17 protein-coding genes and 1 pseudogene are annotated in these 22545 nt (G+C 66.0%); 14 read left to right on the top strand and 4 right to left on the bottom strand.

Features of this window, described 5'->3' with window-relative positions:
- Positions 1–2 precede the first annotated feature (2 nt).
- From QX041_RS05080 to QX041_RS05090, 3 genes are all read left to right on the top strand, one after another.
- A complete protein-coding gene (locus QX041_RS05080; RefSeq protein WP_316164606.1) occupies positions 3–1169 on the top strand; it encodes an acyl-CoA dehydrogenase family protein in 1167 nt (388 codons plus the stop codon).
- A 184-nt stretch (positions 1170–1353) separates the two neighbouring features.
- Entirely contained in the window at positions 1354–2490 is a 1137-nt protein-coding gene (locus tag QX041_RS05085; RefSeq protein ID WP_316164607.1) for a thiolase family protein, read from the top strand.
- Positions 2487–2843: a Zn-ribbon domain-containing OB-fold protein gene (locus QX041_RS05090; protein ID WP_316164608.1), complete on the top strand. Its 357-nt coding sequence runs from the start codon at positions 2487–2489 to the stop codon at positions 2841–2843. The genes QX041_RS05085 and QX041_RS05090 overlap by 4 nt, the downstream gene beginning before the upstream one ends.
- A 675-nt stretch (positions 2844–3518) precedes the next feature.
- On the opposite strand, the gene glsA is transcribed toward QX041_RS05090, so the two are convergent.
- On the bottom strand, positions 3519–5378 hold the full coding sequence (glsA, locus tag QX041_RS05095; RefSeq protein WP_316164609.1) for a glutaminase A: 1860 nt from the start codon (positions 5376–5378) through the stop codon (positions 3519–3521).
- A gap of 384 nt (positions 5379–5762) precedes the next feature.
- On the opposite strand from glsA, the gene QX041_RS05100 reads away from it, so the two are divergent.
- Both QX041_RS05100 and QX041_RS05105 read left to right on the top strand, forming a co-directional pair.
- Positions 5763–6749, top strand: a complete 987-nt coding sequence (locus QX041_RS05100; RefSeq protein ID WP_316164610.1) for an IclR family transcriptional regulator — start codon at positions 5763–5765, stop codon at positions 6747–6749.
- Positions 6679–8238, top strand: a complete 1560-nt coding sequence (locus QX041_RS05105) for an acyl-CoA carboxylase subunit beta (protein WP_316164611.1) — start codon at positions 6679–6681, stop codon at positions 8236–8238. Before QX041_RS05100 ends, QX041_RS05105 begins: the two co-directional genes overlap by 71 nt.
- Positions 8239–8240: 2 nt before the next feature.
- Here the strand turns inward: QX041_RS05105 and QX041_RS05110 are convergent, their stop codons facing one another.
- From QX041_RS05110 to QX041_RS05120, 3 genes are all read right to left on the bottom strand, one after another.
- The gene (locus QX041_RS05110; protein ID WP_315714443.1) at positions 8241–9524 is read right to left on the bottom strand and encodes an MFS transporter; all 1284 of its coding nucleotides are present in this window, start codon (positions 9522–9524) and stop codon (positions 8241–8243) included.
- Between the two features lie 86 nt (positions 9525–9610).
- Positions 9611–10798 (bottom strand): acetyl-CoA C-acyltransferase, encoded by a 1188-nt coding sequence (locus tag QX041_RS05115; RefSeq protein WP_316164612.1) that lies wholly within the window; start codon positions 10796–10798, stop codon positions 9611–9613.
- 138 nt (positions 10799–10936) lie between these two features.
- Entirely contained in the window at positions 10937–11707 is a 771-nt protein-coding gene (locus QX041_RS05120; RefSeq protein ID WP_316164613.1) for an enoyl-CoA hydratase, read from the bottom strand.
- A gap of 154 nt (positions 11708–11861) precedes the next feature.
- Here QX041_RS05120 and QX041_RS05125 point away from each other — a divergent pair, with 154 nt between their 5' ends.
- From QX041_RS05125 to QX041_RS05165, 9 genes and pseudogenes are all read left to right on the top strand, one after another.
- Positions 11862–12518, top strand: coding sequence for a TetR/AcrR family transcriptional regulator (locus QX041_RS05125; RefSeq protein WP_315827396.1), 657 nt, complete (start codon positions 11862–11864; stop codon positions 12516–12518).
- A 186-nt stretch (positions 12519–12704) separates the two neighbouring features.
- Positions 12705–14201: a CoA-acylating methylmalonate-semialdehyde dehydrogenase gene (locus QX041_RS05130; protein WP_315827397.1), complete on the top strand. Its 1497-nt coding sequence runs from the start codon at positions 12705–12707 to the stop codon at positions 14199–14201.
- A 184-nt stretch (positions 14202–14385) separates the two neighbouring features.
- The gene (locus tag QX041_RS05135) at positions 14386–15531 is read left to right on the top strand and encodes an acyl-CoA dehydrogenase family protein (RefSeq protein WP_315714438.1); all 1146 of its coding nucleotides are present in this window, start codon (positions 14386–14388) and stop codon (positions 15529–15531) included.
- Positions 15528–16604 (top strand): enoyl-CoA hydratase/isomerase family protein, encoded by a 1077-nt coding sequence (locus tag QX041_RS05140; protein ID WP_315827398.1) that lies wholly within the window; start codon positions 15528–15530, stop codon positions 16602–16604. Before QX041_RS05135 ends, QX041_RS05140 begins: the two co-directional genes overlap by 4 nt.
- Positions 16605–16614: 10 nt before the next feature.
- Positions 16615–17523: pseudogene (mmsB, locus tag QX041_RS05145) on the top strand (3-hydroxyisobutyrate dehydrogenase); the annotation flags it as partial.
- Positions 17523–19253, top strand: coding sequence for an AMP-binding protein (locus tag QX041_RS05150; RefSeq protein WP_316164614.1), 1731 nt, complete (start codon positions 17523–17525; stop codon positions 19251–19253). The pseudogene mmsB and the gene QX041_RS05150, both read left to right, overlap by 1 nt.
- Positions 19254–19259: 6 nt before the next feature.
- A complete protein-coding gene (locus QX041_RS05155) occupies positions 19260–19736 on the top strand; it encodes a MaoC family dehydratase (protein ID WP_315714434.1) in 477 nt (158 codons plus the stop codon).
- A gap of 132 nt (positions 19737–19868) precedes the next feature.
- Positions 19869–20786 (top strand): SDR family NAD(P)-dependent oxidoreductase, encoded by a 918-nt coding sequence (locus QX041_RS05160; protein WP_316164615.1) that lies wholly within the window; start codon positions 19869–19871, stop codon positions 20784–20786.
- A 94-nt stretch (positions 20787–20880) separates the two neighbouring features.
- Complete coding sequence (locus tag QX041_RS05165) at positions 20881–22125, top strand: TIGR03862 family flavoprotein (RefSeq protein ID WP_316164616.1); 1245 nt, start codon at positions 20881–20883, stop codon at positions 22123–22125.
- Positions 22126–22545 lie beyond the last annotated feature (420 nt).

Here is a 22545-nt window from a genome sequence, read left to right on the forward strand (position 1 = left end):
CGATGGATTTCGCGCTCTCCGCCAACCAGGAATCGATCCGCGATGCGGTGGCCAAAATCTGTGCTCGCTTCGACGATGCCTACTGGCTGAAGAAGGACAAGGAGGGCGGTTTTCCCGCCGACTTCCACAGGGCCTTGGCCGAGGCTGGCTGGCTCGGCATCTGCATCCCGGAGGCGTATGGCGGCTCCGGGCTCGGCATTCTCGATGCTGCGATCATGATGCGCACCATCGCCGAATCCGGCGCCGGCATGTCCGGTGCCTCGGCGATCCACATGAACGTGTTCGGGCTCAATCCGGTCGTCGTGTTCGGGACCAAAGAGCAGTGTGCGCGGATGCTGCCGGGCATCGTCGATGGCAGCGAGAAGGCCTGCTTCGCCGTGACCGAGCCGAACACCGGCCTCAACACCACCCAGCTCAAGACGCGTGCCGTGCGCAAGGGCGACCGCTACATCGTCAACGGCCAGAAGGTGTGGATCTCGACCGCGCAGGTCGCCGAGAAGATTCTGCTGCTGGCGCGCACGACGCCGCTGGAGGAGGTGAAGCGCCCGACCCATGGGCTCAGCCTGTTCTACACCGATTTCGACCGCAGCCGGATCAAGGTGCACGAGATCGAGAAGATGGGCCGCAAGCCGGTCGACTCCAATGAGCTGTTCTTCGAGGATGTCGAGATTCCGGTCGAGGATCGCCTGGGCGAGGAGGGGCGCGGCTTCGACTACATCCTGCACGGCATGAATCCGGAGCGTATCCTGATTGCCGCCGAAGCCGTCGGGCTCGGTCATCTCGCACTGTCGCGCGCGTCGGCCTATGCGAAGGTGCGCAACGTGTTCAATCGCCCAATCGGCAAGAACCAGGGCATCCAGCATCCCCTGGCGAAGAACTGGATGGAGCTGGAGGCCGCGTGGCTGATGGTGCTGCAGGCCGGCTGGCAGTACGACCAGGGCCGGCCTTGCGGCCCGGCGGCGAACGCCGCGAAATATCTCGCCGCCGAAGCCGGCTTCCACGCCTGCGAGCAGGCGGTGATGACCCATGGCGGCTTCGGCTATGCGCGCGAGTATCACGTCGAGCGCTATTTGCGGGAATCCCTGATCCCCCGCATCGCCCCGATCAGCCCGCAACTGATCCTCAGCTTCATCGCTGAGAAGGTCCTCGGTTTGCCGAAGTCGTATTGAGATGGGTTCTGACTGAGATGATGAACGCAATCGTGATGGACGCACAATGCCTGCATTCCCGCCCCCCTTGTGGGGGAGGGGCAGGGAGGGGGGTACCCCACGAAGGCTCGTCGTGCGGCCATCCCCACCCCCGACCCCGCCCCACAAGGGGGAGGGGGGCGCAGCGGCGCTCGTGGTGGGGACCATGACCTACATCACCGGCACCGGGCTTACCTCGTTCGGCAGGCATGACGGCCGCTCGTCGCTCGACCTGATGAGCATGGCGGCGCAGCTTGCGCTGGATGATGCCGGGCTGACGCGGCGCGACATCGACGGCATCCTGTGCGGCTATTCCACGGTGTCGCCGCACATCATGCTCGCAACCGTGTTCGCCGAGCACTTCGGCATCACACCCTCTTACGCCCATGCGGTGCAGGTCGGCGGCGCCACCGGGCTCGCGATGGTGATGCTCGCGCATCACCTGGTCGAAGCCGGCGTCGTCAGGCACATGCTCGTGGTCGCCGGAGAGAACCGGCTGACCGGGCAGAGCCGCGATGCGTCGATCCAGGCGCTGGCCCAGGTCGGCCATCCCGATTATGAGCTGCCGCTCGGGCCGACCATCCCTGCCTATTACGGCCTCGTCGCCTCGCGCTACATGCACGAATACGGCGTCACCGAGCATGACCTCGCCGAGTTCGCCGTGCTGATGCGGGCGCATGCGCTCGATCATCCCGGCGCGCAATTCCATGAGCCGATCACCATCGCGGACGTCATGGCATCGAAGCCGGTGGCGCGGCCGCTCAAGCTGCTCGACTGCTGTCCGGTGTCCGACGGCGGCGCCGCCATCGTCGTCAGCCGCGAGCCGACCGGAGCGATTGCGGTGCACGTGCGCGGCTGTGCCCAGGCGCATACGCATCAGCACGTCACGGCGGCGCCGGCCTTGAGCGAGCTTGGTACCGAAATCGCGATCGCGAAGGCGAAGGCAGCAGCGGGTGTAGACATCAAAGACGTCGACTACGCCGCCGTCTATGACAGTTTCAGCATCACGCTCTGCATGCTGCTCGAGGATCTCGGCCTCGCCGGCCGCGGCGAGGCGGCGGCGCGGGTCAGGGCCGGTCATTTCAGCCGCGACGGCGCCGTGCCGCTCAACACCCATGGCGGGCTGCTCAGCTACGGTCATTGCGGCGTCGGCGGCGCCATGGCGCATCTGAGCGAAGCGCATCTGCAGATGACGAGGCGCGCCGGACCTCGCCAAGTCCGCGAAGCAGCGCTGGCGCTGCTGCACGGCGATGGCGGCGTGCTGTCGTCGCATGTCAGCATGTTCTGGGAGCGTGTGCGATGAGCGAATCGTCCGACTGGACCAGGGGCGTTGCAGCGATTCGCTTTCAGCGCTGTGCGTGCTGTGCCCACCTGCAGTATTTCCGCCGCGGCTTCTGCGCGGCCTGCGGCTCGCTTGCGCTCACCGATCACGCGGCGACGGGCGAAGGTACCATCTATGCGGCATCATTGGTCTGTCGTGCCGCGACGCCGGAGACGCGCGCGCATGTGCCCTACAACATCGTGCTGGTGGATATGCGCGAGGGCTTTCGCATCATGGCCCATGGCGACCACGAACTTGCGATCGGCGATCTCGTCATGGCCCGCTTCGTCACCTTCGCAGGCGGCATCGTGCCGTACTTCGGGAAAGTCAAATGAAGATGGGGAACAGAACGACGTCTGAAAAGGTCGACCGCGGGCGGCCGAGGCGGGACGATACGCATGAAAAATTCGTCCCGACCCGGATCGCCGCGCGATTGACACAATACTGTTACGCTACGCCTACTAACTCAAACGCAACTCAACTCGGTCGTTCGCGTGAGCAATCAAGCTCACATTCCTACCTACGGGCGATGAAGAAACTGCGACGCAGAACCTCCAGACAGCCCTTCATCGCCCGTAGAACAGGACGCTGGCGATGACGATCATGGACGTCACCGCCAGCATATGCGCGAGTGCCTCCGACGTTGCCCTCTTAGTGGCTTCCTTCATGCCGTTTCCTCCCTGGACACTGGACACGACTCTCCGTGGCGCAAATACACACGCTACGTCGGCTGGAATTTTACTCGGAACACCCCACTTCGACGTTCGCTTCGCGAGTCCCCACTCGGCGTTCATCGACGGTTCAGAACATCGTCGGGTAATGCGGCGTGAATTGGGCTCGCTTATGGTTGTCCTGCGACCGAGTCCCGGTAACGTTTAGGCGAGCCCGTACAAATACGAGTGATGCGAATTATCGACCAGAAGCCGTTAGTTACTGTGAATTACAACCTTGAGTATTTGTTTGCTTCGACCGCGTGCGACGCTTCGATGACTGACTTCGACGCACTGAAATCAGTCTGCCGCGAGCAGGTTGAGCCGCGCATTGGCGACCGTCAGACGCTCGGCCAGCAGTTGCGCCAGATTGCGCATGATGCGCTCGCCGGCTTTCGGATGGCGCACGCGGAAACGCTCGAAATCCACCAGCGAGATCTCGAAAGCGGTGGCGGAGAAATCCGCGACGACGTCGGCGGAGCGCACGGGCTCCAGCAGCGCCATCTCGCCGAAGCATTGCCCCGCCGTCAGCGTCGCCAGCCGGATGCCGTCGGGCAGGGTGACGTGGACGACGCCGGAGCGCAGGAAGAAAAGCGAGGCCGCAGCATCGCCGGCCGCCAGGATGCGTTCGCCCTGTTGATAGTGCCGGATGGTCGCGAGCGCCGCGAGCTCGTGGCGCTCGTCCGCGGAGAGCCCGGCGAGCAGCGGCTGCTCGGCGAGCTCGGTGGTTTCGAGGAAGTCGATCGCCCCGCCATAGCGATAGACGATCTGGTCCTCGGCCCATTCGATCGCGGCGTCGAGCAGGTAGAAGTCGCGGACGTTCCTGATGTCGCCGGTGCGGGCCGCGATCTCCTGCCATTCCGGCGAGCTGCGGCGGATGCCCGACAGCACGACGGTCACGTCGAAGTCGGCGAGCTCGTGAAACAGCTCGGAAAGCAGGCGCACGCCTGCTTGTGTCATCGCGGTGACGCGATGGAGGTCGACGATGACGAATTGCGGTCGCGTGCTCGCCGCAAGCTGGCGCGAGACGTAGTCGACGTTGGAGAGCGACAGCGTGCCGACCAGCTCGAGCACGCGCACCGCGTCCGGATGTGCGGCGAGGATGTTGCGCTCCTGCGCGCGGCGGCTGCGTCGCGACGGGCTGGCGCCGATGTCGTAGTCGGCGATGATCGTGGTGCGCGCATCGTCGGAACGGTTGAGCATGTGCAGGCCGTAATGCGCCGACAGCGCCTCGCAGACCTTGATGCCGCGCACGCTGTTGCCGTGACCGTCGAGCCTGGGCGAATAGCTGCCGAGCCCGAGCCGCGCGGGCAGGCTCGCCAGGATGCCGCCGCCGACGCCGCTCTTGGCGGGAATGCCGACGCGGTAGATCCATTCGCCGGCGAAGTCATACATGCCCGACGAGGTCATCACCGACAGCGTGCGCGACACCGCATAGGGCGTCACCACCTGCTCTCCGGTGACGGGATTGACGCCACGATTGGCGAGCGTGGCCGCCATGATCGCGCAGTCGCGCGCGGTGACGAGCACGGCGCATTGCTGGAAGTAGACCGCGAGCACGTCGTCGACAGGCTCCCTGATGACCTCCGACGTCCGCAGCAGATAGGCGATCGCGCGGTTGCGATCGCCGGTGGCGGCTTCCGACGCGAACACCGCGTCGTCGACATCGAGCTTGCGGCCGGCGAAGCGGCCGAGCGCGTCGCGAATGGTCTCGAAGGCGTCATTCTGACGTGCCTTGCGGATCAGGCCGCTGCACGCGATCGCGCCGGCATTGACCATCGGATTGAACGGGTGGTTCTCCGCATTGAGCCGGATCGAATTGAAGGGATCGCCGGACGGCTCGACGCCGATCACGCGCTCGACCTCGTCGGAGCCGAGCGTATCGAGCGCGAGCGCGAACACGAACGGCTTCGACATCGATTGGATCGTGAACGGCACGCGGCTGTCGCCGACCTCGTAGACGTGGCCGTCCAATGTGGCGAGGCCGATGCCGAAATGCGCCGGGTCGGCCTTGCCGAGCTCGGGGATGTAGTTCGCAACGGTGCCGTCATGATCGGGCCAGAAGTCGGCATGGCAGGCCGACAGGAAGCGCTGCAGCGGCGGCATCGCGGCCGTCGCCCAATGCTGCGGATGTCGGATCGGCCTCGGGTGGGTGGTCATGGCAAGCTCGGCGGGAACAAGGTCTCGCGCCGGTTATGTCGCAGCCGCGACGGCGCAGCCAGCCCACACTTGTCGCAACGCTGGTCAAATGTTGCCGCTGCTCACCGATTGAGCGGGTTTGCGGGCGCGATGACCGTCCCGTGTTGCCATGCGCGAGAGGCGATGCCCATCGAAAGCCGCCGCTGCGGTACAGCGCGTTGGAACCGGCGACGATCGTCCCTCCCGCATCCTGCAGCCGATTGCCTGAGGATGCCGAGTCTTGTGCCAACACGCTGAAGAATGGCGGGTTTTGGAGACGGTCTGCTGTTGTGACGGCAAAACGGCTGGGCTAGCTTGTTCAACAAGCGGAATATCATTCCGCATGACGGAATTGGTGGGAAACGCATGGGACGACGGTCTGAGCGATTGAGCAGGGGCAGCATGCTGCCCGGAGATCTCGCCGGCGAGGGCGAGGTCATTCAGGTGGTGTCGCGGGCGTTCGACGTGCTTCGCTGTTTCGAGGGGCACGAGGCGCGGCTCGGCAATCTCGAAATCTCCAACCGCTGCGGCCTGCCGCGGTCGACGGTGTCGCGGCTGACGCACACGCTGACGCGCATGGGCCAGCTGGTCTACCTGCCGCGCGATCAGAAATACCGCATCGGCCCGAGTGCCGTGGCGATGAGCACGTCGATGACCAGAGGCTTGCAGCTGCGCAATCTGATCCGGCAGCGGCTGCAGGACGTCGCGGAGCAGTTGCCCGGCACCGTCGGCTTCGTGATTCCCGATCGCTTCCACCTCGTCTATCTGGAGTTCGGCCGCGCCGCGAATGCGCTCGGACTGCATGAGACCACCGGCAGCCGCATCTCGATGGCCTCGACCGCGGCCGGTCATGCCTATGTCGCCGCGCTCGAGCCGGAGGTCGGCGACGCCTTGCTGGCCGAGATGGAGCGCGAGATGCCTGACGCGGCCAAGCTGCTGCGGCCACGCCTCGAGCACAACAGACAGTTTCTCAAGGAGCATGGCTACGTCGTGGCCTGCGGCCTGTGGAGTCCGCACATCAATGGCGTCGCGCTGCCGCTGTGGTCGCCGCAATACCAGACCTATGTCGTGCTCACGATCGGGCTGTTGTCGGCGATGTACGACGAGCAGCGGCTGCATGACGAGGTCGCCCAGCCGATGCGCGAGCTCGGCCGCAGCATCGCCGCGCTGCTGCAGGGCGCGGAAGCCGACGTCTTCAACAACCGGATGGACAGAAAACCGCTCCAGGTGAACGCGAAGACTAACCACAAGAACAAGACCATCACCGGGGCAGGGGGAACGAATGAGTTGGCAGCCGGAGCTCGAGGAACTGGCCCGGCGCGAGGCCTTCGCGCGGGAGATGGGCGGGCCTGACAAGGTCAAGCGTCAGCACGACCAGGGCCGTCTCACCGTTCGCGAGCGCATCGACGGCGTCGTCGATCCCGGCAGCTTTCACGAGATCGGCGCGGTCGCCGGCCTCGGCGAGTATGACGAGCAGGGCGAGCTCAAGCACGTCACGCCCGCCAATTGCGTGTTCGGGCGCGCGCGCGTCGACGGCCGCACCGTGGTCGTGGTCGGCGACGATTTCACCGTGCGTGGCGGCTCGGCCGATGCCTCAATCGCCGCCAAGCCGTTGATGGCGGAGGAGATGGCGCACGACTTCCGTCTGCCCATCATCCGTATCATCGAGGGCTCCGGCGGCGGCGGTTCGGTCAAGACGATCGAGACCAAAGGCGCGGCCAATCTGCCCGGCGGCATCGGCGGCAATCGCTGGTACCGCTACACGACCGAGAACATGTCGCTGGTCCCGGTGGTCGCGCTCGGCCTCGGCTCGGTCGCGGGGCTTGGCGCAGCGCGGCTCGCGGCGAGCCACTACTCGGTGATGACCAAGCAGTCGGCGATGTTCGTCGCCGGGCCGCCGGTCGTGAAGCGGCTGGGCCAGGACCTCGGCAAGATGGAGCTCGGCGGCGCCGACATCCAGACCAAGGCCGGCGGCGTCGACCACGCGGTCGACACCGAGGCGGAAGCGTTCGCCTGCGCGCGGCGCTTCCTGTCCTATCTGCCGTCGTCGGTCTACGAGCTGCCGCCGACCTTGCCTTGCACCGACGATCCGCAGCGCGTCGACGAGCAGCTCATCAGCGCGGTGCCGCGGGATCGCCGGCGCGTCTACAAGATGCGGCCGATCATCGAGTCCGTCGTCGACAACGGCTCGTTCTTCGAGGTGGCGCAGAACTATGGCCGTCCGATCATCATCGGCCTCGCGCGTCTCGAAGGCCGCGCAGTGATGGTGCTGGCGAGCGATCCCTATCACTTCGGTGGCTCGTGGACGGCGGATGCATGCCAGAAGGTGATCCGCTGGGTCGACTTCGCCGAGACCTTTCATCTGCCGATCGTCTACCTGATGGACTGTCCCGGCTTCATGGTCGGCCTCGAGGCGGAGAAGGCCGCGACCATCCGCCACGGCGTGCGCGCAATGGCGGCGGTCAACCAGTCGACGGTGCCGTGGTGCACGGTGATCGTGCGCAATAATTTCGGCGTCGCTGGCGTCGTGCATCAGCCGGCCGATCGATTCTCCATCCGCTATGCCTGGCCGTCGGCCCATTGGGGCTCGCTGCCGCTCGAGGGCGGCATCGAGGCGGCGTATCGCGCCGAGATCGATGCCGCGCAGGATCCGAAGGCCAAGCTCAAGGAGATCGAGGAGCGGCTGACCAAGCTGCGCTCGCCGTTCCGCTCGGCCGAGAAGTTCTGGGTCGAGGAGGTCATCGATCCCCGCAAGACGCGCGCGCTGCTGTGCGAGTTCGCCCGCCTCGCCGAGCCGCTGCGCACGCCCGGGCCGCCCACGGCGATGACGACGCGGCCGTGAGCTTACGCCGCGGCGGGCTTCGCCTGCCGCGCGATCGCCAGCGCCAGAAGCGCCGCGACGATGCAGAGCGCGCCGGCGGTGAAGAACGCCGGCAGGTAGCTCTGGAGCAGTGTGCGCGACAGGCCGGCGCCGAACGCGGCGGTGCCGGCGCCGAGCTGATGTCCGGCGAACACCCAGCCAAACACCAGGTTGGCCCGCTCGGGCCCAAACCGCTGCGCCGTCAGCCGCACCGTCGGGGGCACGGTGGCGATCCAGTCGAGACCGTAGAACATCGCGAACAGCGACAGGCCATAGAACGAGAAGTCGGTGAACGGAAGGAACAGCAGCGAGAGACCACGCAGACCGTAGTACCAGAACAGCAGCCAGCGATTGTCGTACCGGTCCGATAGCCAGCCCGAGACGATCGTGCCGACGAAATCGAACATGCCCATCGCGGCGAGCAGGCTCGCCGCCTGCACCTGAGGAATTCCGAAGTCGAGGCACATCGGGATGAGATGCACCTGGACAAGGCCGTTGGTCGAGGCGCCGCAAATGAAGAACGTCGCAAACAGCATCCAGAACACTGGCGCCCGCGAGGCGTCGCGGAGGGTGCCGAGGGCGGCGGCGAGGATCGGCGTGGTGACGGGCGAGGGGGCGGCGATCGGGTCGGTGTCGTTGTCGCCATAGGGTCGGAGGCCGAGATCACTCGGGCGATCGCGCATCAGCAGCAGCACGGCGGTGGCGGAAACGCCGAGCATGATGCAGATCAGCCCGAGCGCGACGCGCCAGCCGAGCCGCTCGGTGAGGCTGGCGAGCAGCGGCAGGAACACCAGCTGTCCGGTGGCGACGCTGGCCGTGAGAATGCCGACGACGAGGCCGCGCCGCGCGACGAACCAGCGCGTGGCGATGGTCGCGCCCAGCACCAAGGCGGTCATGCCGGTGCCGATGCCGATCACGACGCCCCACAGCAGCACGAGGTGCCACACCTGTGTCATCGCGAGCGACGCCAGCAGCGCCGACACCACGATCAACTGGGCCAGCAGCGTGATGTTGCGCAGGCCGTAGCGGTTGAGCAGGGCGGCGGCGAACGGCGCCATCAGCCCGAACAGCACGAAGCGGATGGAGAGCGCCGAGGAGATCTCCGCGGTGCTCCAGCCGAATTCCTGCTGGAGTGGCACGATGAACACGCCGGGTGCGCCCACCGTGCCGGCGGACACCAGGGCCGTGAAGAACGTCACGGCGACCATCACCCAGCCGTAATGGATGTTGCGCCGTCCAAGGATCGCTGCAAGTTGGTTCGAGATCATGAGGCTCTCAGTACAATGGGGTTGCGCGCCCATTCTGCCAGGGCGCCCAAATGACATAAATGGCTAAGTTCCCTCGTTTCAGGACATCAGGGTCGCTCCACGGCGATCGCAGTCGCCTCGCCGCCGCCGATGCACAGTGCGGCCACGCCGCGCTTCAGCCCGCGCGCGTCCATCGCATGCAGCAACGTCACGATCAGCCGCGCGCCGGTGGCGCCGATCGGGTGGCCGAGCGCACAGGCGCCGCCGTTGACGTTCAGCCGGTCACGCGGGATGCCAAGGTCGCGCTGCGCGGCCATGGCAACGACGGCGAAGGCCTCGTTGATCTCGAACAGGTCGACATCCTCGACGCGCCAGCCGACCTTGTCGAGCAGTTTCCCGATCGCCGGAATCGGCGCCGTCGTGAACCATTGCGGCTCCTGGCTGTGGGTGGCGTGGCCCTTGATCTCCGCGATGACAGGCAGCCCGTCGCAATCGGCACGCGACCGCGCGGCGAGCACGAGCGCCGCGGCACCATCCGCGTTCGCGGAGGACGCTGCGGGCGTGATCGTGCCGTCCTTGCGGAACGCCGGCTTCAGCGCCGGGATCTTCACCGGATCGACCTTGAGCGGATGCTCGTCGTTGGCGACCAGGCGCGGGCCGGATTTCTCGACGATCGTGATCGGGGCGATCTCGGCCTTGAACGCCCCGCCTTCGACCGCCTTGCGCGCACGCGTCAGCGTCTCGATGGCGTAGGCATCCTGGTCGGCGCGGGTGAACTGATAGGCCTCGGCCGTGGCCTCGCCGAAATCGCCCATCGAGCGTCCGGTCTCATAAGCGTCCTCCAGGCCATCCAGCATCATGTGATCGAGGATCCGATCGTGGCCAGCACGATAGCCGCCGCGCGCCTTGGTCAGCAGATATGGCGCATTGCTCATGCTCTCCATGCCACCCGACACGACGATCTCGGCGGAGCCCGCCCGAATGATGTCGTGCGCCAGCATCGTGGCCTTCATTCCGGAGCCGCAGACCTTGTTGATGGTGGTGGCGCCGGTGGCGTCGGGCAGGCCGGAACCGCGCGCGGCCTGCCGTGCCGGAGCCTGGCCCTGGCCGGCCGACAGCACGTTGCCCATGAACACCTCCTGGACCGCATCGGGCGAAACGGTGGCGCGTTCGAGCGCGGATCCGATCACGTGCGCGCCGAGCTTGTTCGCACTCAGCGGCGAGAATTCGCCCATGAAACGGCCCAACGGCGTGCGGGCGGCGGACAGGATCACGACGGAATCGGACGAGGCCATGACAAGGCTTTCTGATGAAATATGATAATCATCATATAATAATCTCTCGCAAGAGGAAACCCCGGCGGTCCCTGCTGAACCGTCGTGAAGCTGGCGCGAGGCTGCCGGGATCTGCGAGGCGAGACTTGGAGAAACTTGCTATCGCTTGCGGTCGATGAAATGTTGCATCAGCCGTTTCGGCTCGTCGGTGAGGAACGACCGTCCGAAGGCGCCGATCGATATCTCGATGGACTCCTTCAGCGGCAGCTCCTCCCATTGCCGCAGCAGAGCCTTCTGCGTCCGCAGCGCTTCGGGACCGCAGGCGAGCAGGGATGCCACGGCCTTCTCGACCGCGATGTCGAGTTCTCCCTCGACGGCGACGGCATCGACGAGGCCCCAGGCGAGAGCGGTCGGCGCGTCGATCGTCTCGGCGGTCATCAGCAGCCAGCGCGTGCGGCCCCAGCCGATGAGACGTGGCAGCAGCGCGGCATGAATGACCGAGGGAATGCCGACACGCACCTCGGGCATGCCGAACTTGGCGTCGTGTCCCGCGACACGGATATCGCAGGCCGCTGCGACCTCCAATCCGCCACCCAGACACCACCCCGGCATCCGCGCAATCACGGGGGCAGGAAAATGTCGCACCGCTTCGCAGAGCCCGGCAAGTCGCGAGATGAAGGCTTCCGCTGAAGCCTGGTCCAGCGTTGCCATCTCCTTGATGTCGGCGCCGCCGATCATGCTCTTCCCGCTTTCGCCGGCCAAAACGAGAACGCGAATGGCGGCGTCGGAGGCGAGCGATCGCAGCCCGGCTTCCACGTCGAGAATCGCCGCCGAACCGAGAATGTTGAGCGCGCCTGCATTGCAGATCGTCAGCCGAACGACGCCTTGGCCGTCACGACTCACGCCGCAGTGGGAATTGAGCATGTCCATGGTCGTCCTCGTCGGGTTCCTGGGCAACAGGGGTGTGCCGGGAATAAATCAGGCCAGCGAAGTTGATTTAGATCAACTCGAATTCATCAAATAGCTGCAGCGAGCAGGACGCAGAGCTGTTATAGTATGACCGCAGACATTCAATGGGACGGCAATGCGTTACTCTCCGGAACACAAGGCGGAAACCCACGCGCGGATCGTGCGCAAGGCATCGGTGCGGCTGCGCGAGCGTGGCGCTCATGGTGTCGGGGTTGCAGACCTGATGAAGGAGGCCGGACTGACTCACGGCGGCTTCTACGCGCATTTCGATTCGCGCGAGGCGTTGGTCGTGGAGGCGTTCGGTTATGCGATCGATCGTTCGATGGAGCATTGGCGCAAGCTGCTGGACCAGTTGCCGCCGCAGAAGCGGCTCTCGGCCATCGTCGACGGCTATCTGTCCGCCGGCCATCGCGACGATGTCGGTCACGGCTGCGCGGTTCCTGCGCTCGGAGCGGAAATCGCCCGCGAGAGCGCCAAGACCCGCAAGGCCTTTGCTGCGAAGCTGGAAGAGTTGATCGACCTGTTCGCCGAGTACATCGTCGACGTACCGGCCAAGACTGCGCGGAAGCGGGCTTCGGCGATGCTCGCGACGCTGGCGGGGACGCTCGTGATGGCGCGACTCATGGGCAGCGGCGAATTGTCAGACGATATCCTGAACTCCGGGCGCGAGGTGGCGCTGGCCGTCGCCAGCGGAGGTGGGCCGGCGGGCAGGGCACTTGTGCGGGCACCCGCAAAAAGGCCCGTGAAGAAGGTGGTAGCCGAGAAGCGCTGATCCGTCGCGCGGCTCGGATGCTGGACGCGGCACGCTGCACGCCGCGGGGTCTGCCGTGATCGTGCCGACCGAGCGAAGGGGCGGCATTTTCGCAGCGCCGATCAGCGCTTAGACCCTTCCCAAACGCCGCAAAGACTGCAAGATGCCGGCCAATTCGGCACTGCTTACCCCTGCGGAGGATACCCCATGCGTTCGATCGGCCATTTTATTGGCGGCAAAGAGGTCAAGGGCACGTCTGGACGGACGGCCGATGTCTTCGAGCCCATGACCGGCGACGTTCAGGCCAAGGTCGCGCTGGCGTCCCGCGCCGAGCTCCGGGCCGCAGTCGAGAACGCCAAGGCCGCGCAGCCGGCCTGGGCCGCCACCAATCCGCAGCGCCGAGCGCGCGTCATGATGAAGTTTCTGGAACTCGCGCAGCGCGATTACGACCAGCTCGCCGAGCTGCTGGCCCGCGAGCACGGCAAGACCGTTCCAGATGCCAAGGGCGACATCCAGCGCGGCCTCGAGGTGGTTGAGTTCGCCTGCGGCATTCCGCATTTGATGAAGGGCGAGTACACCGAAGGTGCCGGTCCGGGCATCGACATCTATTCGATGCGCCAGCCGCTCGGTGTCGTTGCCGGCATCACGCCGTTCAATTTCCCGGCGATGATTCCGATGTGGAAGTTCGCTCCCGCCATCGCCTGCGGCAATGCCTTCATCCTGAAGCCGTCGGAGCGCGATCCGGGCGTGCCGATGAAGCTCGCCGAGCTGATGATCGAGGCCGGTCTGCCGCCGGGCATCCTCAACGTCGTCAACGGCGACAAGGTGGCGGTCGACGCCATCCTCGAGGATCCGGACATCATGGCGATCGGCTTCGTCGGCTCGTCGCCGATCGCGCAGTACATTTATGAGCGCGCCGCCGCCCACGGCAAGCGCTGCCAGTGTTTCGGCGGCGCCAAGAACCACGCCATCGTGATGCCCGACGCCGATCTCGACCAGGCCGTCGATGCGCTGATCGGCGCCGGCTACGGCTCGGCCGGCGAGCGCTGCATGGCGGTGTCGGTTGCGGTGCCCGTCGGCAAGACCACGGCCGACCGGCTGATGGAGAAGCTGATCCCGCGCGTGGAAAGCCTCAAGATCGGCACGTCAGTCGACCCATCGGCCGATTTCGGCCCGCTGGTCACCCGCGAGGCGGTCGAGCGCGTGAAGAACTACGTCGACATCGGCATCAAGGAGGGGGCGACGCTCGCCGTCGACGGCCGCGGCTTCAAGATGCAGGGCTATGAGAACGGCTTCTACATGGGAGGCTGTCTGTTCGACAACGTCACCAAGGACATGCGGATCTACAAGGAGGAGATCTTCGGGCCGGTGCTGTCGGTCGTTCGTGCCAAGGACTATGCCGAGGCGCTGGCGCTGCCGTCGGAGCATGATTACGGCAACGGTGTCGCGATCTTCACCCGCGACGGCGACGCCGCGCGCGACTTCGCGGCCAAGGTCAATGTCGGCATGGTCGGCATCAACGTGCCGATCCCGGTGCCGATCGCCTACTACACCTTCGGCGGCTGGAAGAAGTCCGGCTTCGGCGATCTCAACCAGCACGGCCCGGATTCGATCCGCTTCTACACCAAGACCAAGACGGTCACCTCGCGCTGGCCGTCCGGCGTCAAGGAAGGCGCGGAATTCTCGATCCCGCTGATGAAGTGATGAGATGAACTGACAACAGTGGGAGCCCGCTAGGGCTCCCACTCCGTCATTGCGAGGAGCGAAGCGGCGGAGCAACCCAGGCTGCCTCCGCGGAAAGACTCTGGATTGCTTCGCTTCGCTCGCAATGACGGAGTGTGAAGAGGCGCCACGGCCAACAAACAAGACCAGGAAACGCGGAGAACGGATGCAGTTCGCTCTCGACGAGGATCAGATCGCGGTGCGCGACATGGCGCGCGCCTTCGCGGCGGAGAAGATCGCGCCGCATGCGCTGCGCTGGGACGAGGAGAAGCATTTTCCCGTCGATGTGATGCGGGAGGCCGCAAGCCTCGGCATGGGCGGCATCTACATCCGCGACGATGTCGGCGGCTCGGGTCTCAGCCGGCTCGATGCGGCGCTGATCTTCGAGGCGCTGGCGACGGGCTGCCCCACGGTGTCGGCCTTCATCTCGATCCACAACATGGCCTCGTGGATGATCGACACCTTCGGTACCGAGGCCCAACGCCAGGCTTACCTGCCGAAGCTCTGCGCCATGGACCTGATCGCGAGCTATTGCCTCACCGAGCCGGGCGCGGGCTCCGATGCGGCGGCGCTGCGCACGCGCGCGGCGCGCGAGGGCGACGACTACGTGCTCAACGGCCAGAAGCAGTTCATCTCCGGCGCGGGCGCCACGGATATCCTCGTTGCGATGGTTCGCACGGGAGCCGACGGTCCCGGCGGCATCTCGACCCTGGTGATCGATGCCAATACCCCCGGCGTGTCGTTCGGCGCCAATGAGCGCAAGATGGGCTGGAACGCGCAGCCGACCCGCGCGGTGATCTTCGAGAATGCGCGCGTTCCGGTGGCCAACCGGCTCGGCGAGGAGGGCATCGGCTTCAAGATCGCCATGGCCGGGCTCGACGGCGGCCGCCTCAACATTGCCGCGTGCTCGCTCGGCGGCGCGCAGGCGGCGCTCGACAAGACGCTGGCCTATACGAAAGAGCGCAAGGCGTTCGGCAAGCGGCTCGACGAATTCCAGGCGCTGCAGTTTCGCATCGCCGACATGGCGATCGAGTTGGAGGCGGCGCGCACCTTCGTCTGGCGCGCGGCGGCTGCGCTCGACCGCAAGGATGCTGACGCGACCATGCTGTGCGCTATGGCCAAGCGCTTCGGGACCGATGTCGGCTTCGAGGTCGCCAACCAGGCGCTGCAGCTGCATGGCGGCTACGGCTATTTGAGCGAATACGGCATCGAGAAGATCGTGCGTGACCTGCGCGTGCATCAGATCCTCGAAGGCACCAACGAGATCATGCGCCTGATCGTGTCGCGCAAGCTGATCGAGGCGGCGCGATGACCGAGGCTATCGAAGGCGACCTGATCGTCCGCCGCGAAGGCTCGGCCGGCATCATCCGGCTGAACCGGCCGAAGGCGATCAACGCGATGACGCTGGAGATGTCGATGGGCATCGACGCCGCGCTGGATCGGTTCGAGGGCGATCCGGCCGTCGCAATTGTCGTGCTCGAAGGCGCGGGCGAGCGTGGACTTTGTGCGGGCGGCGATATCCGCGGGCTCTATGAGAGCTCGAAGACGAATGGCGATCTCGGCAAGGTGTTCTGGCGCCAGGAATACATCATGAACGCGCGCATCGCGGCGTTTCCAAAACCCTATGTCGCCTATATGGACGGGCTGGTGATGGGCGGCGGCGTTGGGCTGTCGGCGCATGGCCGCCACCGCATCGTGACCGAGAAGACCAAGCTCGCAATGCCCGAAGTCGGTCTCGGCTTCTTTCCCGACGTCGGCGGCACCTGGCTCTTGTCGCGCGCGCCCGGCGAACTCGGCGCCTATTTCGGCCTGACCGGGCAGATCATGAACGGGCCCGATGCGATCCATGCGCGCTTTGCCGATGCCGTGGTGCCGACCGAGAAATGGCCGGCGCTGCGCGAGGTCCTGACCAAAGTCAGGCCGGGGACGCTGTCGATCGAGATCGACCGGCTGATCGCAGGCTTCGCGACGTCGGAGACGTCCGGCCCGGTGGCGGCGCAGCAGGCCAAGATCGACGCCTGGTTCGCCCATGACAGCATGCACGACATCTTTGCCGCCTTGAAAGCGGACGGCTCGGAGCTCGCGTTGGCGACGCTGAAGACGCTGCAGGAGAAGTCGCCGCGCGGCATGGTCGTGACGCTCGAGCTGCTGCGATTGGCACGCGGTGCGGCGTCCCTGGAGGAATGCCTGGTGCGCGAGTATCGTGCGGCGCTCGAAGTGTTCCGCAGCGACGATTTCCGCGAGGGCGTGCGTGCGGCGATCATCGACAAGGACCGCAATCCCAGATGGTCGCCGCCTGATGTCGATCAGGTGACACCGGACATGCTGGCGCCATATCTTGCCGAGATTGGCGCCGACGAGCTGACCTTTCCGCAGAGCAGATAACAATCAGGTCGAGGGGAGAGAACGAACCATGGCAACGATCGCATTCATCGGCCTCGGCAACATGGGTGGACCAATGGCCGCCAACCTGGTCAAGGCCGGCCACAGGGTGGTCGCGTTCGATCTGGTCGAGGCCTCGCGCGCCCAGGCCAAGGCCGATGGCGCCGAAATCGCCGACAGCGCCGTCGCCGCGGCCAAAAGCGCCGATGCCGTCGTCACCATGCTGCCGGCCGGCAAGCATGTGCAGGCGGTCTGGAACGAGGTCGTGCCGGCGATGTCCAAGGGCGCGCTGATCATCGATTCCTCGACCATCGACGTCGAGAGCGCGCGCGCCGCGCATGCGCTGGCCACAAGGCACGGCATCGCCGCCGTGGACGCGCCGGTGTCCGGGGGCACCGGCGGCGCCAAGGCCGCAACGCTTACCTTCATGTGCGGCGGCGAGGAGAGCGCGTTCGCTGCGGCCAAGCCGATCCTTGAGAAGATGGGCAAGAAGATCGTCCATTGCGGCGGCGCCGGCGCGGGGCAGGCGGCCAAGATCTGCAACAACATGATCCTCGGCATTTCGATGATCGCGGTCAGCGAGGCGTTTGCGCTGGGTGAAAAGCTCGGCCTGTCGCATCAGGCGCTGTTCGACGTCGCATCGACCTCGTCGGGGCAGTGCTGGTCGCTGACATCCTATTGCCCGGTGCCGGGCCCGGTGCCGGCTTCGCCCGCCAACAACGACTACAAGCCCGGCTTTGCGACCGCGCTGATGCTGAAGGACCTCACGCTGTCGCAGGATGCCGCCAAGGCCGCCGGCGCGGCGACCCCGCTTGGCCAGCACGCGCAGGAGATCTACAAGGCGTTCGAGGCCGCCGGCCATGGCGGCGTCGATTTTTCCGGGATCATTCAGCACGTTCGCAAGCTCGCCGGGACCACCTGATGACGACATTCAAGGACGCACGCGCGTTTCTGCTGGCGCATCGCACCGACTACGATGCGGCCGTGAAGGGTTTCCGCTGGCCCGATGCCGTCCCGTTCAACTGGGCGCTCGACTGGTTCGATGCCGAACTGGCGTCCGATCCGGAGAGCCGCGACCGCACCGCGCTTTGGATCTTCGACGCCGCGCAGGACCGCCAGACCAAGCTGTCGTTTGCGGCGTTGTCGTGCCGCTCCAACCAGGTCGCGAATTTCCTGCGCGCGCAGGGCTTGAAGCGCGGCGACCATCTGCTGCTGCTGCTCGGCAACGTCGTGCCGCTGTGGGAGACGATGTTGGCGGCGATGAAGCTCGGCGTCGTCGTGATCCCCGCGACGACGCTGCTGACCACCGACGAGTTGCGCGATCGTCTGGAGCGCGGCCGCGCCAAGGCCGTGGTCGCGGCGCAGGATCAGGTTGCGAAGTTCGCCGATCTGGGCGCCGATGATCTCGTCCGCATCGTCGTCGGCGCGCCGGCCGCACCTGCCGGCTGGCTGCCGTTCGAGCAGGCGGCGGGCGCGGCCGAGGCGTTCACGCCGGATGGGCCGACGCAGCCGGATGATCCGATGCTGCTCTATTTCACCTCGGGCACCACGGCCAAGCCGAAGCTGGTGCGGCACAGCCATCGCAGTTATCCGGTCGGCCATCTCTCGACCATGTACTGGCTCGGCCTGCAGCCGGGCGACGTGCACCTCAACATCTCCTCGCCGGGCTGGGCCAAGCATGCCTGGAGCTGCTTCTTCTCGCCCTGGAATGCCGGCGCCACGGTATTCGTAGTCAATCAGCCGCGCTTCGACGCCAAGGGGCTGCTCGCGATCATCAAGCGCTGCGGCGTCACGACGCTGTGCGCGCCGCCCACGGTGTGGCGGCTGTTCATCCAGGAGCATCTCGCCGACTTCAAGGTCTCGCTGCGCGAGGCCTGCGGCGCCGGCGAACCGCTCAATCCGGAGGTGATCGATCAGGTGCGTGCCGCCTGGGGGCTGACGATTCGCGACGGCTATGGCCAGACCGAAACCGCGGCGATCGTTGGCAACTCGCCGGGCCAGAAACTGAAGATCGGCTCGATGGGGCGGCCGCTGCCGGGCTATCGCGTCGAGGTCGCCGACATCGACGGCAATCTCTCCGGCGAAGGCGAGATCACGCTGGCGCTCACCGGCGAGCGTCCGGCCGGCCTGATGCAGGGCTATCAGGGCGACGACGGTCAGCTGTCCGGCGCCGATGGCATGCGCTACCGCACCGGCGACGTCGTGTTCCAGGACGATGACGGCTATCTCACCTTCGTCGGCCGCTCCGACGACGTGTTCAAATCGTCCGACTACCGCATCTCGCCGTTCGAGCTGGAAAGCGTGCTGCTGGAGCATGAGGCCGTCGCCGAGGCTGCCGTTGTGCCGTCTCCGGATCCCATCCGTCTTGCTATACCGAAAGCCTATGTGTTGCTGACGGCTGGCGCGGAGCGCTCGCGCGCCACGGCGCTGTCGATCTTCACCCATTTGCAGGCGCGCCTGGCGCCATTCAAGCGCATCCGCCGGCTCGAGCTCGTGAGCGAGCTGCCGAAGACGATCTCCGGAAAAATCCGCCGGGTGCAGCTGCGCCGGCTGGAGCACGAGGACAACCGCACGGACCATCTGCGCGGCACGGAATTCAAGGAAGAGGATTTCCCGGAGTTGAAAACGAGGCCATCCGGGCACGAGGTGTAGGAACGCATGAACAAGATCTGGAAGAAGCCGCCGATTTCGCTTGCAGCCTATCAGGCTATGGTCGGCCAGGAGATCGGCGTGTCGTCATGGCACGTGCTCGATCAGAAGCGCATCGACACCTATGCCGACGTGATCGAGGATCATCAGTTCATTCACGTCGACCCCGAGCAGGCCAAGGCGACGCCGTTCGGCACCACGATCGCGCACGGCTTCCTGACGATGTCGCTGCTGTCGGTCATGTCCTATGAGGTCATGCCGGCGATCGAGGGTACTGCGATGGGCGTGAACTACGGCTTCGACAAGCTGCGCTTCATCTCGCCGGTGAGATCGGGAAAACGCGTGCGCGGCCGCTTCGTCCTTGCCGAAGCCACTCTGCGCAAGCCGAAGGAGCTGCAGTCGCGCACCAACGTCACGGTCGAGATCGAGGGCGAGGACAAGCCCGCGCTGGTCGCCGACTGGATCGGACTCATCTATCTGAGCTAACTCACCTCGTCACAACCCACCCTTCGTCATCGCCGGGCTTGACCCGGCGATCCATCAAGTCCGAGAGTCTTTCGAAGTGGATGGATGCCCGGGTCGAGCCCGGGCATGACGAGCGACAAATAGGAACGACACATGGCAATCAGATTCGACGGGCGCGTCGCCATCGTCACCGGCGCAGGCAATGGTTTGGGGCGCGCGCATGCGCTGGGGCTGGCGAGCCGCGGCGCCAAGGTCGTGGTCAATGATTTCGGCGGCGCGCGCGACGGCACCGGCGGCTCGATGACCGCGGCGGAGACGGTGGTCGAGGAGATCCGCAAGGCCGGCGGCACCGCGATGGCCGACGGCGCCGACGTCTCGAATTTCGAGCAGGTCACCGCGATGGTGGAGCGCGCCAGCAAGGAGTGGGGCAGCGTCGACATCATGTGCGCCAATGCCGGCATTCTGCGCGACAAGTCGTTCGGCAAGATGGAGGTTGCCGATTTCGCCAAGGTGCTGGATGTGCATCTGGTCGGCACTTTCTACTGCTGCAAGGCGGTGTGGAACGGCATGCGCGAGCGCAACTACGGCCGCATCGTCATGACGACATCATCCTCCGGTCTGTTCGGCAATTTCGGCCAGGCCAACTACGGCGCGGCCAAGACCGGCATGGTCGGCCTGATGAACGTGCTGGCGGAGGAGGGCCGCAAGACCAACATCCGTGTCAACATCATCTCGCCGACGGCCGCGACCCGCATGACCGAGGAGCTGCTGCCGCCGCAGGCTCTGGAGCTGATGAAGCCGGAATCGATCACGCCTGCGGTGGAATATCTGCTCAGCGAGGACGCGCCCACGCGCACCATCATGGGCGCCGGCGCCGGCTCCTTTGCGGTGATCAAGATCCTCGAGAGCGAAGGGATCAACCTGCCGCCGGAGGAGTGGACACCGGACGCGATCGCCGCGCATTTTGCCGAGATCAGCGACATGTCGAGGGCGCGGGCGCTGCAGGGTGCGTTCGAGCAGACACAGAAATACGTCGGTCAGGCCGCAGCGCGGCTGGGGATCAAGCTGTAAGGCAGCATACATCGCACCCTCCGCCGTCATGGCCGGGTCAAGCCCGGGCATGACGACCTGTTGTGTGGTGACGCCATGGCCCTAAACTCCAGTCATGACCTTATCCAAGCAAGTTGCCGTCATCGGAGCCGGGCCGGCCGGGCTGATGGCGGCCGAGGTGTTGGCTGAGCGCGGTGCCGCCGTCACCGTCTACGACGCGATGCCGTCGGTCGCGCGCAAATTCCTGATGGCAGGGCGCGGCGGCCTCAACCTCACCCATAGCGAAGAGCTGTCCGCCTTCCTGTCGCGCTATCGCGAGGCGGCGGCGTGGCTGGAGCCGGCCATCCGCGCTTTCCCGCCGCAGCGGCTGCGCGACTGGTGCGAGGCGCTCGGCGAGCCCACGTTCATCGGCTCCTCGGGCCGCGTGTTTCCGACCGCGATGAAGGCCTCGCCGCTGCTGCGCGCGTGGCTGCGCCGGCTGGCCACGCAGGGTGTGCGCTTCGAGCTGCGGCATCGCTGGACCGGCTGGGACGAGGCAGGGCGGCTGATATTCGAGACACCGGCAGGACTGCGCGCGATCACGGCCGATGCGACCGTGCTCGCGCTCGGCGGCGCCAGCTGGCCGCGGCTCGGCTCCGACGGGGGCTGGGCATCGCTTCTCGCCGCGAAGGGGGTCGCGATTGCGCCGCTGCGGCCGGCCAATTGCGGCTTCACTGTCGCCTGGTCGGACATCTTCCGCGGCCGCTTCGAAGGCCAGCCGCTCAAAGGCATCGCGCTGTCGTTTGCTGATCGCAGCGTCCGCGGCGAGGCTATCGTCACGCGCGACGGCATTGAAGGCGGCGCGGTCTATGCGCTGTCCGCCGAGTTGCGCGAGGCAATCGCTCTGGAAGGCGCGGCCATTCTTGACGTCGCGCTGCGACCCGATCTTGCGACCGCCGATCTGGTCAAGCGGCTGTCAGCGCCCCGCGGCAAGCAGTCGTTCTCGAATGTCCTGCGCAAGGCGCTGCAACTGTCCCCCGTCGCGATCGGCCTGCTGCAGGAGGCGGCAAAAGCGCAAGGCCTGTCGCTGTCATCGCTGTTGCCGGACCGTCTCGCTGCACTGATCAACGCCGTGCCGATCAAGCTGACGGGCACCGCCGGACTGGCGCGCGCGATCTCCAGCGCCGGCGGCATCGCGCGTGACGAACTCGACGCCGACTTCATGCTCAAACGCCTGCCCGGCGTGTTCGCCGCCGGCGAAATGCTCGACTGGGAAGCCCCGACCGGCGGCTACCTGCTGCAGGCGTCGTTTGCGACCGGGGTCGCCGCGGGGAAGGGCGTGTTGAAGTGGCGTGCGGGGGAAATGGCAGGCAATGTCTGACCAGCTTCCCGAGCCCTGGTCTTGGATGACGGACGATCAGCTCCGCGCCGCGTTCGAAGAAGAACTTGCGCGCGAAGTAGGTCCCAATCATGCGCTGGCTAATCGGTCCCTCAGGATCGTCGCCCGACGCGAGGACTGCGACGACGTTCTTGTAGCGCTCGGGGGAGGCTGCGTGGCTCAAGTCCATTTGACGTGGACACGGCGCCGCGAGCTTGATCCTCGCTGGCCCGAGGCCGTCATCTACGATTCCATGGAAGATTGGCGGAACAGCTGCAGTGAATAGCCGAGCGGGCGGCCACAAACACCGTCGTCATTCCGGGGCGCCCGGAGGGCGAGCCCGGAATCCATAACCACGATCGGGCGTATGGATTCCGGGCTCAGCCGCTAGTGCGGCTGCCCCGGAATGACGCTGCGAGAGAG

This window comes from Bradyrhizobium sp. SZCCHNRI2009 (assembly GCF_032485115.1).
In the GTDB taxonomy this organism is placed as follows: domain Bacteria; phylum Pseudomonadota; class Alphaproteobacteria; order Rhizobiales; family Xanthobacteraceae; genus Bradyrhizobium.